Genomic DNA, 14315 nt, shown 5'->3' on the forward strand with positions numbered 1-14315 from the left:
TCCATCATGAAACCTGTTTTCACTCTCGTTCCCGGCGCTCTCGATCTGGCATCCCTGCGCAGCTTTATTCTCGACAAGCCCGAAATCGTCCTCGAGGCCGGCACCGAACCCTGCCTGCGCGAGGCCGCGCGTTCGGTCGAGCGCATCGTGGCGGGCGGTGCAGCCGTCTATGGCGTGAATACCGGCTTTGGCAAGCTGGCCAAGACGCGTATCCCTGATGAGAAGCTGCGTGATCTGCAACGCAACCTTGTGCTCAGCCATGCCGCAGGGATCGGCAAGCCTCTGGCGGAGCCGGTCGTGCGACTTATTCTGCTGCTGAAGGCTAATGGGCTGGCGCGAGGCTATTCGGGTGTGCGGTACGAGATCGTCCGTCTGCTGCTCGACATGCTCAATCGCGGGGTTATTCCCGTGATTCCGGAAAAAGGGTCGGTTGGGGCATCGGGTGATCTCGCGCCTCTAGCTCATATGTCGGCAGTTGTTATCGGCGAGGGAGAGGCCTTTTTCGCCGGTGAGCGTCTGCCGGGCGCCGTAGCTCTGGAGCGCGCCGGGCTGAGGCCTATCGAACTCGGGCCGAAGGAGGGGCTCGCTCTTCTCAATGGCACGCAAACCTCGACGGCTCTGGCTCTGATCGCCCTTTTCGAAGCGGAAACCCTTCACCAGACCGCGCTTGTGACTGGCGCGCTGACCCTCGATGCCGCACGGGGAACGGATGCTCCCTTCGATCCGAGGCTTCATGCTCTGCGCGGCCAGAAGGGCCAGATCGAATGTGCTGCCATCTATCGGGCACTCATGGCCGGCTCTGCCATACGTGCGTCACATGAGGTGGACGATGAGCGCGTGCAGGATCCTTATTGCCTGCGTTGCCAGCCTCAGGTCATGGGGGCAGCGCTGGACTCATTGCGCCATGCGGCTCACGTCCTGCTGATCGAGGCCAATGCGGTGTCAGACAACCCCATCCATTTCCCCGATACGGACGAAATGATCTCTGGCGGTAATTTCCATGCCGAACCTGTAGCCATTGCGGCCGATCTGATGGCGATTGCCGTATCAGAAATCGGAGCGATTGCGGAGCGCCGTCTCGCCCTGCTGGTGGACCCTGGCATGAGCGGATTACCGCCCTTTCTGGTCAATGACAGTGGCGTCAATTCCGGCTTCATGATTGCCCAGGTCACGGCAGCAGCCCTTGCTTCTGAAAACAAGACGCTCGCCCATCCTGCAAGCGTAGACAGCCTGCCTACTTCAGCCAATCAGGAAGACCACGTGTCGATGGCGACATTCGCGGCGCGCCGTGTCGGTGATATCAACGAGAATGTACGTACTATTCTCGGCATCGAATATCTTTCTGCCGTGCAGGGGCTCGATTTCCTGGCCCCACTGCGTTCCTCCGAGCCGCTGGTCGCGGCGGCCGCCCTGCTGCGTGAGACCGTGCCGTTTTTCGCGCAGGACCGGCTTTTCACGCCCGACATGGAGGCTGCCAATGCGCTCATTGCCTCAGGCGCGCTTGTCAAGGCAGCGAGCCAATCGCTGAAACTACCCACACTCGACGCCGCATGAAGGGGGTGATCGCGCCGGATGACGGCGCTTTCAAGATCGAGGCAGCGCGAGCGCGCCGTCGTTTGCCTCGCCTGTTTGCAGATTATCTCGATGGTGGCGCCCATGGTGAGAAGACAATTCTCGCCAATCGGGCCGCTTTCACGCGCTGGTCCCTTCTGCCTCGCGGGTTGCGCGATGTATCCTGTATCGATCAGAAGACCACCTGTTTCGGCATGGCTCTGAACGCGCCTGTCCTGCTCTCGCCGGTTGGTTTTGCCGGGCTGTTTCATAGCGACGGGGAGATTGGCGCGGCGCGGGCCGCGGAAAGATGCGGGATTGCCTCGGCGCTTTCGAGCTTCTCCATCCATTCTCTGGAGGAGGTGGCGACGGTAAAGGCGCCTCTCATGGCCCAGCTTTATATCCTGCGTGACCGTGGCGTGACACAGGATATGCTCGACCGGGCCGCGGCAAGCGGGGTCGGGACGCTTGTTCTGACCATCGATACCGCTATCACGCCCCTGCGCCCGCGCGACATTCGGAACGGGTTTCGTAACCGTGTGCGCCCCAGTCTCGGCCAGAGTATGGGTCTGGCGCGGCACCCGGCCTGGCTCCTCGACCGGTTGCGGGCGACACGCAACGATCTGGGGACGATGGGGCGTTATACTGGCGCGCGCGGTATCATGGCGCAGGCCCGTGACATTGCATCCCGGATCGATCCCGCTCTCTCATGGGCCGATCTGGAGACGTTACGGGCATGCTGGAAGGGCCGCCTCGTTCTCAAGGGTGTGCTCCATCCTGATGATGCCCGGCAGGCGGTTTCCTGTGGCGTGGACGGGCTGATCCTGTCCAATCACGGCGGTCGACAACTGGACCCTGCACCATCGCCTCTCACCATGCTGCCCGAGATACTGGACGTCACGCAGGACCGGCTCGAAGTTGTGCTGGATGGCGGGGTGCGTCATGGCGGTGATGTCGTCACGGCGCTTGCGCTGGGTGCGCGGGCCGTTTCGCTGGGCCGGCCATGGGCTTGGGCTCTGGCTGCGGCCGGAACGAAAGGTATCGAGACCGCCCTGCAGCGTTTGATTCGCGAGACGGCGGATTGCATGGCGCTCACCGGGCTGTGCACAATCCGGGCGCTACGCGAGGCAGGCCGGACTGCGCTTCATTCTGCAGGATGAGTGTTCAGCCCTGCCGGGGTTTTTGCGAGTCTCGTATGCGTCCCATGATGTAATCCCCGGCGGAGACGGGTAGATAAAGGGCGTCTGTCCCGGCTGGCAGGTTGAGATCGTGCGGATCGATCCGGGCGTCGTAATCCGGGTCGTAGAATGTGGCGAAAGACACACGCTCGCGCCCGGAGCGATTGGTGACGCGATGCATGTTCGAGACATAGCGCCGGTTCGACCACCGGCACAGAAGGTCGCCGATATTGATAACGAGCGTTCCCGGAATCGGCGGCGCGGGCATCCAGGCGCCATCCGGGCCCTGCACATCCAGCCCTCCGGTGTCATCCTGCCAGAGCAGGGTAATGCAGCCGTAATCCGTATGAGGAGCCACGCCGAACTGATCCGCCTCGCGTTCCGGCGGGTGGGGCGGGTACCAGATGGCCTGACTGCGCTGCAACGGTCTGACATAGCGGGTGACAAAGAAATCGGGCGAGACCCCGAGCGAACAGGCGACAGCGCGAAGAAGCACCTGCCCGCACACGCCTACGGCCCCGAAATAGGCCTCCATGGCGGCGCGGAAATCTGGCCGTCCCTCAGGCCAGAGATTGGGGCCGCGCAAGGGCTGGCCCGCGAGGACGAGGGGATGATCCTGCGGCAGATCGAGCCCGATCTGGAAGAATTCCTTATAATCCGGGTTGGCCGCACCATACATGGTGGTGCGGTTGAGCGCGTTGAAACCCCTCACGGCCTGATGGGGCTTGCAAAGAAGCTTTTCTTCCACGGGGGCATGGAAAAAATCGAGCGCCTCGCGATGGATCCGTTCAAGCAGGCTTTCCGGAATGCCGTGGTTTCGTACGTAGCAAAACCCCGATTGCGAAAAGGCGGCATTGATGGCGCGCCCTGTCGCCTCAAGATCGCCGGCACGAGCCGGGGCAAGATCGATGACTGGAAGATAGCCAATATCGTTCATGAAAAGGCTCCGTCGGATTGAGGGTCAGGAAGGTGGGATCAAGGCGGCGAGGCAGAGCGGGGCCTGTGGCCCGGAAGATGCCATCGGGGAAATGTGCAGGGGCGTATCGCCTGCGACAATCTTCCCCTGAAGGACGCTGCCCGGGCCGAATGCTGGTCCCCGTCCGGCGACATGCCATGGGCCTCTCAGGGGAAGCAGGGTGAAATGCACGGTATGGGGCAGTGGGAAAGGCGTCTCATGGGCGCGCAGAAGGGCAGGCTGTCCGTGCGAAGCCATCAGATTGAATGCCATGACCGGGCCGGAGGGGCAGGCCGCTGTCACGACCATGGCTCCGTCGAAGCTCAGAATGGCTCCGGCACTGTTGAGATGATGAGGGCAGTCGCCTTCGGTGTTCAGGATCAGATTGCCAGGCGAGGCAAGGGCGAGATGGCGCACGAGGCCCGGAAAGGACGAGAACGGACCATCCCCCTCGATCGAGGCAAGGCTGACCCGCCATGTCCCGCCCTGTGTATCACCCCGAGCCAGTTCGCGGGTACGACCCTGACCGTTCTTCCAGTCCGTCTCCGGGAAGGTGGTGAGGTCGTGGAGCGCGATCATGGTCGTGCTGCGGGGAAGATCTTGCCGGGGTTGAGGATGTTTTTTGGATCGAGCGTGGCCTTGATGCTGCGCATCACGTCGATAGAGACCGGATCATGTTCCTGCGGGAGGTAGTCACGTTTGGCCAGTCCCACCCCATGCTCGCCGCTTGCAGACCCGCCCAGAGAAAGGGCGCGGGCGATCAGTCTGGCGTCGAGATCATGGGCGCGCGCCAGAGCGTCTTCCCCCGGTGGCACGAGCATGACCGTGTGGAAATTACCATCGCCGATATGGCCAACGATCGGCGCGGTAATGCCTGATGCCTTGATATCGCTCTTAGCGCCCAGAATCATCTCGGTCAGGGCGGATATGGGCACGATGGCATCTGTTGAAATGCCGACATGGCCGGGACGAAAGGCGAGACAGGCCCAGTAGACGGCATGGCGGGCCTTCCAGAGTGCGGCGCGCTCATCATCGCGCGTGCTCCAGGCGAAGGAAGCTCCCCCGTTATCCATACTCAGGGCCTCGATCGTGCCGATCTGCTCCGCCACGGCCTGCGGGCCGCCGGAAACCTCGAAAAACATGGTGGGCACGGGGCGATAGGAATCGAGCTTCGAGTAGTCGATGCAAGCCTGCATCTGCACGTCGTCGAGCAGTTCCATGCGCGCAACCGGCAGGCCCATCTGCATGACCTGCACTGCAGTCTCGACACACCCTGCAAGGGTTTCGAACTGGCAGATGGCCGCGGCCGTGGTTTCAGGTATTCCCTGCAGGCGGAGCTGTATTTCGGTGACGATCCCGAGTGTTCCCTCCGAACCGATCATGAGATGGGTCAGGTCATAGCCCGTGGCTGATTTGCGCACGCGCCCCCCGGTCTGCATGATGCGCCCATCGGCCAGCACGATAGTCAGGCCCAGCACGTTTTCGCGTATGGTGCCATAGCGTACAGCCCCTGTCCCCGAGGCGCGTGTGGCGCACATACCGCCTATCGTTGCCTCGCCACCCGGGTCGACCGGAAAGAAAAGTCCCAGATCACGCAGATGCAGGTTCAGGGCCTGACGGGTCACCCCGGCCTGAACGCGACAATCGAGATCATTCTCGTGGACCGCAATAATTGCCGTCATGCGCGACAGGTCGAGCGATACGCCACCCTCGACAGCATTGAGCTGCCCTTCGAGCGATGTACCGCCGCCGAAGGCCACAACGGGCAGGTTGTGGGCGTTGCAGAATGCGAGGGCCTGCGAGACCTCCTGTGTCGACTCGACATAAAGAACGGCATCGGGCGCATGGGCGGCGTGATAGCCCTCGCCGTGGCTGTGCTGTTCCAGCAGGGAGGGGCTGCGCGAGACCCGCCCGGGAAAAAAGGTGTCGAGTTCGGCGACAAGTCGGATACGGTCTGGCGCAGAGGGTCTCATTTCAGGGCACTTTCTCAAAGGCGGGTGGCTCGGCAAGGATGGCACGCAGTGCCACGGTGAAACGCCTGTTTTCCTCATCGAGGCCAATGGAGACGCGTATCCTGTCTGTGAACCCCGGCTCTTTCCAGGGTTTGACGATCACGCCGTGACGGAGCAGCGTCTCTGCAACCGGTGCGGCTGGGCAGGGTAGTCTGACAAACAGGAAATTACCGCTCGAGGGAGCGACATCCAGGCCCATGGCTTCGATCGTGGCTTTGAGGGCATCCCGCGCCCTGACCGTGGCCGCTACGCTTTCGCGCATATGGCTCTCTCCCTCCAGTGCAGCGAGGGCAGCGAGCTGTGCCACAATATTGGTATTGAACGGATCACGAACGGCCTCGAGCGCGTTAATCAGGTCCGGGGTGTCACTCAGGGCCCAGCCGATACGCAGCCCCGCCAGTCCCCAGGCCTTGGAAAACGTACCGAGCACGATCCAGGGGCGGGATTGGCGGCGCAGAACGCGGCGCGCATCCGGGTAATGCGCGGTATGGGCCGCATATTCCCGATAAGCCTCGTCGATCACGATCAGGCAATCATGGGGGCAGGCAGAGATCAGCGTTTCCAGCTGCGTCTCTGTCATCACGCAACCCACAGGATTGGATGGATTGGAAAAGATGAGGATACGCGTCGGTTGGGATACCGCAGCGCAGAGGGCCTGGAGATCGAAATCGCATGTTTCGGTGACCGGCACGGAATCGACGACCCCTCCCATCGCCACTGCGTTCAGGATATGCAGGCCGAACGAGGGCAGAACGGTCACCACCCTGTCGCCAGGGGAGATTACCCCCTGCATGATCATGCGTATAAGTTGTTCCGAGCCATTCCCAAGGATGAGCGCCTGCATCCGCTCATCCAGGTAGGTGGCAAGACGCGCGCGCAGCTTCGGTTCTGCTTCGGGATAAAGGGCCAGCTTGTCGAAAAGGCCGGTAAGGGCTTCGCGCACCTGAGGCGGGGCCCCGTGGGGATTTTCATTGCTTCCGAGTTTGGCGATAGAATTGAGGCCGTATCGTTCCTTGACCGCATCTGATGCAAGGCCTGCATTATAGGCTGGCAAGGCCGCTATTTCGGGGCGGCAGCATGAGACGGATGACGGGGTTCCAAGGGGAGAATGCACGGCCGATATCCAGTTTATGGTTGTATAGACAAGACTAACGATATCGACTCGCATCATGCAAGCGCGAAGATTTATAGCGCCTTATATACGATATTTATGGTGGTTATTCGCTTTTTCATTACGAAAATCGATTGACCTTTCTTGTACAGACAACATAGGCTTGCTGTCAGATTGTGTCAGGAGATCATGCCGTGATGATGTCTGCCTCCCCCTTGTCGTCCGAACTGGTTAATGCTTTTCGTGATGACGGCGTCGTCATTCTGCGTGGCGTTTTTACGCCCTGGATCGAGTCCCTGCGTGAGGGAATCGATCGGTTGATGGCATCGCCCAGCCCGCTCGAGCGATCCTATCAGCCGACCAACTCGGCACCGTTTTTCCAGGATCTCTGCAACTGGCAAAGGATCCCGGAATTCCGCGCATTCATAGAAGACTCGTCCCTTGGAGTTCTGGCTGCGTCGTTGATGGGCGCGCGAGAGGCGCGATTTTTCCATGATCATGTTCTGGTGAAGGAGCCAGGAACATCGCTCGTGACGCCGTGGCATCAGGACCGTCCCTATTATTGCGTAAGCGGGCCGCAAAGCGTGAGTTTCTGGATTCCGCTCGACCCGGTGCCCCAGGCGAATGCGCTGCAATGTGTCGCCGGGTCTCACCGATGGGGCGTCGATCACAAGCCCATGCGTTTTGACGGAACGCCCCTGTATGCGGGCGACGACAGTACGCCCATGCCGGATATCGATGCCGACAGGAGCGCTTACCGGATCGTCTCTGCCGTTATGGAACCCGGCGATGCCGTGGCTTTCGACTTCGGTACAGTGCATGGAGCTGCTGCGACTCTGGGCGCGGTTACAAGGAGGCGGGTGTTCTCAGCGCGGCTCGTGGGAGATAACGCGTGCTTTGCCGACAGAGGCGGCAAGGGATCGCCGCCTTTCTCCCATCTGACCCTGCAAGATGGCGAGAAACTAACAGGCCCCGATTTTCCCGTTCTCGCGACGGCGGCCTGAATGGCCGAACCGGCTCCCGTCGCGGCGCGCAGGTCCCGGACAGCCAGCACAACCCGTGCGCACCTATCTCAGTGCCGCTGGCAGGTGGCGCGTCGTTTTGCGTCCTGCTGTCTTCTCACTTTGGTGGCGTCGGTGACGGGCGTCGCACAGGCAGGGTGTCTTGACACGATACGTGCATCGGGGGTGCTGCGTGTCGGGAATGGGCTACTTGGCGCCCATCCCTCTCTCTGGCAAAGCCATGACCGGGTATATCACGGTATCGATGCCGACCTTCTGGACGTATTGACGCAACGCCTCGGCGTGGCGCGTTCAAAATTTATCATCACGGAGTGGCCGACCATGGTGCCCGGGCTCAAGGCGGAGCGCTGGGACATCGTTCTGAGCGACGTCAATATTACCGAGGAACGGCGGATACGAGGGCATGTATTGTTCTCGACGCCTTATTTCATGCTCTATGACTATGTGATTGTGCTGGCGGATTCGCCAATCTGGTCTCTTGCCGATCTTAAGGGCAAGACGATTGCCTCTGTCATGGGGACCAGCGATTCAGCAACTGCGCACCACCTGGTGACTGATGGTGTGGCGGCCGATGTGGCCGATTTCGAGACGTTCGCCGATCCTTTCACGGCCCTGCGCAACCACCAGGTTGCGGCGGTGATCGTCGATCAGGGAACGCTTCATGCCCAGAAAGCGCATTTCACCGATCTGCGCACTGTTGGCATGCCCGTTTTCTATGCCCCCAAGCCGCGCTGGGCCGCGATACAGGCCAAGGCCCGCTATCGTCTTGGAAGCGAAGGGGTAGTCATTTCCGATCGCTGTCCTGATTTGAAGGTTGCCGTCGATAAGGCGCTGGACTCAATGCGTCGGGATGGCACAATAAGAACGATACTGAAACGTTACGGTGTGTGGGAGCCGCAGCAGGACCACCTTATCCTGCCCGACCGTACTGATTCGGAGTAGCTGTTTCCATGCTGGATTTCCTGGCTGAGGCGGGCGAATATCTGCCCTTTCTCCTGCGCGGGGCGCTCGTCACGATCGAGCTTTCCCTTGTCGCGATGGCGCTCGGGACAGTGACAGGGTTTTTCATTGCCCTTGGCCGTCGTGCCAAGACGCGGTTGTTGCGATGGCCGCTCAATGTGTTTGTCGAGATCATGCGTGATACGCCTTTGATCGTGCAGTTGCTGATCATCTATTTTACGCTGCCGCGCTGGGGCCTGACACTTGGTGCCTTCCCGGCTGCCATTGTGGGTTTGTCTTTCAACCTGGCGGCTTATGTGTCGGAGGTATTCCGGAGCACCATCAATGCCGTTGATCGCGGGCAGAGAGAAGCAGCTATCTCGCTGGGAATGTCGGGAGTGCAACTCTATCGGCGCGTGATCATGCCCCAGGCGGGGCTGGCGGCATTGCCGATACTCGGGGGCTATTTCATTGCCCTGTTGAAAGATTGTGCACTGGTGTCATTCATTTCGGTCAACGAGCTTCTGCGCAATGCGAGCATTGTCATTTCGGACACGTTCGATGGGGGTAACATTTATCTGCTCGTGGCGATCATCTATTTCATCATGAGCTTTGCCTCGTCACGTCTGATTCTCCATCTCGAGAACCGGCTTGCCCATAGTCGCCGATCCGGACCCGATACGATGTCTGGCACAGTTCTGACCATGGAGAAGGAAGCCATACGATGAATCCTGTCCTGACGGTCAGACAGCTTGGCAAGAGTTATGGGGGCAGAGCGGTGCTCGATGGGGTGGACCTCGTTGTTAAAGAGGGTGAAATCGCCTGTCTCATCGGTCCGAGCGGGGCAGGAAAATCAACCATCCTGCGTTGCCTGAATTTTCTCGAAACGCCGGATCGTGGCGAGATCACGTTCCGGGGCGAACGCCTCTGTTCCGAAGATGGCAATCTTTTCCAGATATCCCCCAGGCGCCAGTTACAGGCGGCGCGGGCCCGCATGCCGATGGTCTTCCAGCATTTCAACCTGTTTGCCCATCGTACCGTGCTTGAAAATGTGATGGAGGGTCCCTGCGTGGTTCAGGGGCGCCCGAAGGAGGAGGCACGCATGATGGCCAGTGCCCATCTCGACCGGGTGGGAATGCTGGGCTTCGCGCGGCATTACCCCGATCGTCTCTCTGGGGGGCAGAAACAGCGTGTGGCGATTGCTCGTGCACTGGCCATGTCACCCGCCCTGATTCTTTTCGATGAGCCGACCAGTGCTCTCGACCCGGCGCTGGTGCGCGAGGTCGAGAGCGTGATGCGCGACCTGTCACGCGATGGGCTGACCATGATCGTGGTCAGCCATGACATGCGCCTGGTGCGCAGCATTGCCTCGACCGTTCATTTCTGCGCTGACGGCCATATCGCCGCAAGCGGACCGGCCGGGCAAATGCTTGGGTCGCAGGCCCCTCAATCGATGCGGGTTTTTCTCGAGGCAGTGTCCGACCATGCCGGGCAGGAGTAACATGATGAAGCATCCCCCTCTCGATCGGAGCGCCACATCGATATCTGCCGGGCATGCTCACCCGGATGACGGAAGCATGACCGAAGTCGAATTCGAAACGATCTATCCGATTGCGCCATCGAGACGTCATGGAAAGCCGTCGGACCTATTCGGCTTGTGGTTTGGCGCCAACATGACCATGCTGGCCGTCGCCACGGGCGGGGTCATGCGTGGAGAATTCCATTTGACCCCCCTGATAGCCCTGCTCGCGGCGCTCATAGGCAATGCCGTGGGCGGTGTGTTCATGGCGCTTCATGCGGCGCAGGGGCCACATCTCGGTATTCCGCAGATGATCCAGTCCCGCGCCCAGTTCGGCATGATTGGGGCAGCCCCCATGACCGCGCTGATCGTGCTGATGTTTCTTGGTTTTGCTGCGTCGAATCTGGTTTTGGGTGCGCAGGGGCTTGCCATGATGCTCCCGTTTCTGGGAGGCAGGTCGGGCATGATCGCAATTGCTGTCATTTCAGCCGTTCCTGCCGTGCTGGGTTATCGCGCTATTCATCGCCTGACCCACTACATCGCCCTGCTTTGTGGGGGCGCGATCCTGCTTTGTCTGAGTGCTGTATTATTCGTTCCCTCTGCCCCGAGCATTGCACTGACAACCGGGGGGCATGACACGGTTTCCGGCTCTCTGGGGGCCATATCCATTGCCGCACTCTGGCAGATTGCCTACGCACCTTATGTTTCGGATTATTCGCGCTATCTGCCGCAGACGCGCGAAGGTGAGAAACAGGCTTTTCATGCGACCTACTGGGGCTGTGTGCTTGGCTCTCTTGTCGCGATGGTCGTTGGGGCTCTCGCCGGACCGGCCGTCAATGATCGCCTGATTCTCTGCCTCGGTTTTGCGGCCGCGCCCGTTCTGGGAGTGCTGTCGCTGGGGCTGGTCGTGGCGAACGCCATGACGCTTTACTGTGGCGCGCTTTCCTCCATCACCGTGCTTCATACCCTCGCCCCGACGCATCGTTTCGGCAAAAATTGGCGTGGAGCGGTGACCCTGGTTCTGCTCGTCCTGTCTTTCGGGCTGGCGCTGCTCATGGCGGGCCGGTTCGAGACCGCCTATGCAAGCTTCCTCGAACTGCTCATGTCGATCATGGTGCCATGGTCCGCGATCAATCTGCTCGATTACTATATCCTGAGGCATGGAGCTTACGATCTTCCGTCACTTTTCAGGCGCGACGGAGGTATGTACGGACGATACAACGTTCCGGCTCTGGTCGCCTATACAATTGGGTTGGCTTCACAAGTCCCGTTCATATCGACGGGACTGTATACCGGGGCTATGGCGCGTTTCCTGGGTGGGGCCGATCTCTCATGGATAGCCGGACTGGCTGTGACCAGCATGATTTATCTCGCGACAGCCCGTATGTCGAAACATGTAAGATGATTACGAATCCAGATCGAATTTAGTTGACCATACTCGTATATACATCTTAGCGTTGCATCATGGTCAGCCTTTTCCGGGGCAGGCCCTTCCTCCTTCGAGTGCAGCTCGCCCGTCTTCGGCCGCGAGCCGCCAGCACAGCGCGACGGTGACTCATCATGCGGATCATTTCGTTTTCAAAACTTTGTCTGATCTCGACCATGCTCGTTTCTGCCGCAGCCCCCCACGCCATGGCACAGACCAAGCCCGCTCCAGCGCATGGCACGAAGGCGAAGGCAGGAACCCGGACCTCACCGCCTGCCGCTCGTGCAAAAGTGGCGGCGGTCATGCCTCAGGCCGTCGGGAAGTCGGCAGTTTATCTAAGCTCGACTTCCGAGACGTTCGACGTCAAGGCCAAGCATATCACGCGTGGCGCCCTCGTGACTGTAAGCCAGAAGCTCCTGTCTCAGGCTCCAGCCGGCACGAACCCTCTCAAGGTGCTATCGCAATTGCCAGGCATCATGTTCCAGTCTGCCGAGCCCCAGGGTGTCGACATCTGGTCGCAGCAGCTTTTCATGCACGGCTTTCAGCAGCAGGAAATCGGTTTCACGTTGGATGGTATGCCGCTGGGTGAGCAATCCCTGCGTAATTATAATGGTCTAAATACACTGCTTGCGATTTCGGCGGAGAATATCTCCCGCATCGATATCTCCCAGTCCGCTGGTGCCGAGGATGTGGCTTCGACCAGCAATCTCGGCGGGTCGCTGGCTTATATATCACGCGACCCGGCGCACAAGCTGGGCGGGACGATCAATCAGGGTTTCGGCAGCTACGCCAATTACCATACCTTCCTCCGCTTCGACAGCGGCGATCTCAATCGGACCGGTACGCGGTTCTATACCTCTTATAGTCGGCAGGACGGCCAGATCTGGAAGGGTACGGGTGATCAGTTCATTCAGCAGGTCAACGCCAAACTGGTGCAGCCTCTCGGGCAGGAGAGCTATTTCTCGACCTATTTCGACTGGGCCGATGAGCATCAGTTCTCGACGCCTGATACCTCACCTGAGGTTATCCAGAAGGTCGGCTACAAGGTGGCCAATTATTATAATGGCAAGCAGAGTGGGCTCCAGGCGGCCATCAATGCAGCGAACGGGATTTTTCCTTCTTCCTTTGCCGGACTGGAGGATCCTGAGGACTCGGCCTACTACGATGCGACCCTCAACAGCGCCGATTATCTGGGGGGCATGCGGGCGCATCTGCAACTCACGGATCACTTGCTGTGGGATAGTACGGCCTATGGTCATGGAGAGACCAATCAGGCCACTTGGACCACGCCCTATTACCCCTCGCCGAATGGCTCACCGCTTTCCGAATTGCGCAAGGCGCCGGGTATAAAGCGCCTCGGGTTTTTCTCGCGTGTGCAGTATGAAACTCACGACAACACGCTGGGCGGCGGTGTCTGGTATGAGAACAACAGCTACCAGTCGCCCGAATATGTGTTTCAGATGCCCAACATCGTGAATGGCCAGCTAACCGAGAAGCTACCCAATCCGCTGGATTACTGGAAGCATCCCTTTGCGAAGATTTTCAATCAGGACTACAGCACAAATACTTTCACGGCTTTCGTACAGGACACGTATCGTCCCATCGAGCATCTGGCACTCCATTTCGGTTTCAAATCCGTGCTGAGCACCACACGCGTGGGTAATGGCTATGCCAATCCGGACTATTATTCACCGACCACACAGCTCGCGAGTGGCGTCGGTCTGACCACGGCTGAGGCATTCCTGCCGCATATCAGTGCAGACTGGCATTTCCTCACGCATCATGAATTGTTCTTTGATATTTCGGAAAATGTTCATACCTATGCGCAATGCGGTTACAAGCTTTGTGCTTCTCCTTTTGCCGTGACACAAACGGCATTCGATCAGGGTAAATCCTCGTTCAGGCCCGAGACGGCCTGGACCTATGCGGCGGGGTATCGTTATTCAAGCCAGTATGCAGGGCTCTCGATTTATGGGTATCGCACGAACTTCAACAACCGGCTCCAGCAGGTCACTTCGGGCTCTTCCGTAAACCCCATTTCCACAGTTTCGAATGTGGGTGGGGTCACGATGAATGGTGTCGATACAGCACTGACCATCATGCCGGTGCGTAATCTCGTATTCACCAACAGCTTCAGCTATGACCATGCGACCTACGACCAGAATATCAACGAGGCCGGAACGGTCTATCATCTCAAGGGCGCGCAAATCGTCAATTATCCGCGCTATATGTACAAAACCCGCCTCTCCTATGACTGGCAGGGTCTGACTGCCTATGTCGATGCGAGTTTCAACAGTAAGCGCAACTTCAGCTATACGGGCGACGTCAAGGTGCCGTCCTATTGGCTCTCCAATCTGGGGATTCAGTATAATCTTACCCATATCGGCGCGATCAAGCGGAGCCTGCATCCCCTGAAGGATCTGACCCTTTCGCTGAGCGTCACCAATCTGCAGAACACGCATTACATTGCAACGATGGGAGAAAACGGGAATCCGCTCAACATTGCGAATGGCGCATTATCCTACCAGTCTTTCCTGATCGGCGCGCCACGCATGGCCTTCGGCTCGATTAGCGCAAACTTCTGATTGCTCAGGCTCAGTAT

The 14315-nt window shown here is 59.4% G+C and carries 12 protein-coding genes; 8 read left to right on the forward strand and 4 right to left on the reverse strand.

Annotated elements, in window-relative coordinates; genetic code table 11:
- Positions 1-3 precede the first annotated feature (3 nt).
- Both hutH and NF685_RS00230 read left to right on the forward strand, forming a co-directional pair.
- A complete protein-coding gene (hutH, locus tag NF685_RS00225; RefSeq protein ID WP_373317838.1) occupies positions 4-1554 on the forward strand; it encodes a histidine ammonia-lyase in 1551 nt (516 codons plus the stop codon).
- Entirely contained in the window at positions 1551-2711 is a 1161-nt protein-coding gene (locus tag NF685_RS00230) for an alpha-hydroxy acid oxidase (protein ID WP_252848162.1), read from the forward strand. The genes hutH and NF685_RS00230 overlap by 4 nt, the downstream gene beginning before the upstream one ends.
- Positions 2712-2715: 4 nt before the next feature.
- Here the strand turns inward: NF685_RS00230 and NF685_RS00235 are convergent, their stop codons facing one another.
- From NF685_RS00235 to NF685_RS00250, 4 genes are read right to left on the reverse strand one after another with little or no spacing between them, the layout of a single operon-like run.
- The gene (locus NF685_RS00235) at positions 2716-3666 is read right to left on the reverse strand and encodes an isopenicillin N synthase family dioxygenase (protein WP_252848163.1); all 951 of its coding nucleotides are present in this window, start codon (positions 3664-3666) and stop codon (positions 2716-2718) included.
- Positions 3667-3690: 24 nt separating this feature from the next.
- Complete coding sequence (locus NF685_RS00240; RefSeq protein WP_252848164.1) at positions 3691-4263, reverse strand: HutD/Ves family protein; 573 nt, start codon at positions 4261-4263, stop codon at positions 3691-3693.
- Positions 4260-5657, reverse strand: coding sequence for an FAD-binding oxidoreductase (locus NF685_RS00245; protein ID WP_252848165.1), 1398 nt, complete (start codon positions 5655-5657; stop codon positions 4260-4262). Before NF685_RS00245 ends, NF685_RS00240 begins: the two co-directional genes overlap by 4 nt.
- Position 5658: 1 nt before the next feature.
- On the reverse strand, positions 5659-6810 hold the full coding sequence (locus NF685_RS00250) for an aminotransferase class I/II-fold pyridoxal phosphate-dependent enzyme (protein ID WP_252848166.1): 1152 nt from the start codon (positions 6808-6810) through the stop codon (positions 5659-5661).
- A 194-nt stretch (positions 6811-7004) separates the two neighbouring features.
- Here NF685_RS00250 and NF685_RS00255 point away from each other — a divergent pair, with 194 nt between their 5' ends.
- The 6 genes from NF685_RS00255 (at position 7005) to NF685_RS00280 (ending at position 14298) form a co-directional block, all read left to right on the forward strand.
- The gene (locus NF685_RS00255) at positions 7005-7811 is read left to right on the forward strand and encodes a phytanoyl-CoA dioxygenase family protein (protein ID WP_252848167.1); all 807 of its coding nucleotides are present in this window, start codon (positions 7005-7007) and stop codon (positions 7809-7811) included.
- A gap of 132 nt (positions 7812-7943) precedes the next feature.
- Entirely contained in the window at positions 7944-8771 is an 828-nt protein-coding gene (locus NF685_RS00260) for an ABC transporter substrate-binding protein (protein WP_252848168.1), read from the forward strand.
- Positions 8772-8779: 8 nt separating this feature from the next.
- Positions 8780-9496, forward strand: a complete 717-nt coding sequence (locus NF685_RS00265) for an amino acid ABC transporter permease (RefSeq protein WP_252848169.1) — start codon at positions 8780-8782, stop codon at positions 9494-9496.
- On the forward strand, positions 9493-10269 hold the full coding sequence (locus NF685_RS00270; RefSeq protein ID WP_252848170.1) for an amino acid ABC transporter ATP-binding protein: 777 nt from the start codon (positions 9493-9495) through the stop codon (positions 10267-10269). Before NF685_RS00265 ends, NF685_RS00270 begins: the two co-directional genes overlap by 4 nt.
- 76 nt (positions 10270-10345) lie before the next feature.
- Positions 10346-11692, forward strand: a complete 1347-nt coding sequence (locus NF685_RS00275) for a purine-cytosine permease family protein (RefSeq protein WP_252848171.1) — start codon at positions 10346-10348, stop codon at positions 11690-11692.
- Positions 11693-11847: 155 nt separating this feature from the next.
- Positions 11848-14298, forward strand: a complete 2451-nt coding sequence (locus tag NF685_RS00280) for a TonB-dependent receptor (protein ID WP_252848172.1) — start codon at positions 11848-11850, stop codon at positions 14296-14298.
- Positions 14299-14315: the final 17 nt, after the last annotated feature.

The organism is Asaia lannensis NBRC 102526 (assembly GCF_024054035.1).
Lineage (GTDB): Bacteria > Pseudomonadota > Alphaproteobacteria > Acetobacterales > Acetobacteraceae > Asaia > Asaia lannensis.

Coding starts and splice junctions, on each gene's coding strand:
- NF685_RS00230 (WP_252848162.1), top strand. CDS start 1,551: ATGAAGGGGGTGATCGCGCCGGATGACGGCGCTTTCAAGATCGAGGCA.
- NF685_RS00235 (WP_252848163.1), bottom strand. CDS start 3,666: ATGAACGATATTGGCTATCTTCCAGTCATCGATCTTGCCCCGGCTCGT.
- NF685_RS00240 (WP_252848164.1), bottom strand. CDS start 4,263: ATGATCGCGCTCCACGACCTCACCACCTTCCCGGAGACGGACTGGAAG.
- NF685_RS00245 (WP_252848165.1), bottom strand. CDS start 5,657: ATGAGACCCTCTGCGCCAGACCGTATCCGACTTGTCGCCGAACTCGAC.
- NF685_RS00255 (WP_252848167.1), top strand. CDS start 7,005: ATGATGTCTGCCTCCCCCTTGTCGTCCGAACTGGTTAATGCTTTTCGT.
- NF685_RS00265 (WP_252848169.1), top strand. CDS start 8,780: ATGCTGGATTTCCTGGCTGAGGCGGGCGAATATCTGCCCTTTCTCCTG.
- NF685_RS00270 (WP_252848170.1), top strand. CDS start 9,493: ATGAATCCTGTCCTGACGGTCAGACAGCTTGGCAAGAGTTATGGGGGC.
- NF685_RS00275 (WP_252848171.1), top strand. CDS start 10,346: ATGACCGAAGTCGAATTCGAAACGATCTATCCGATTGCGCCATCGAGA.
- NF685_RS00280 (WP_252848172.1), top strand. CDS start 11,848: ATGCGGATCATTTCGTTTTCAAAACTTTGTCTGATCTCGACCATGCTC.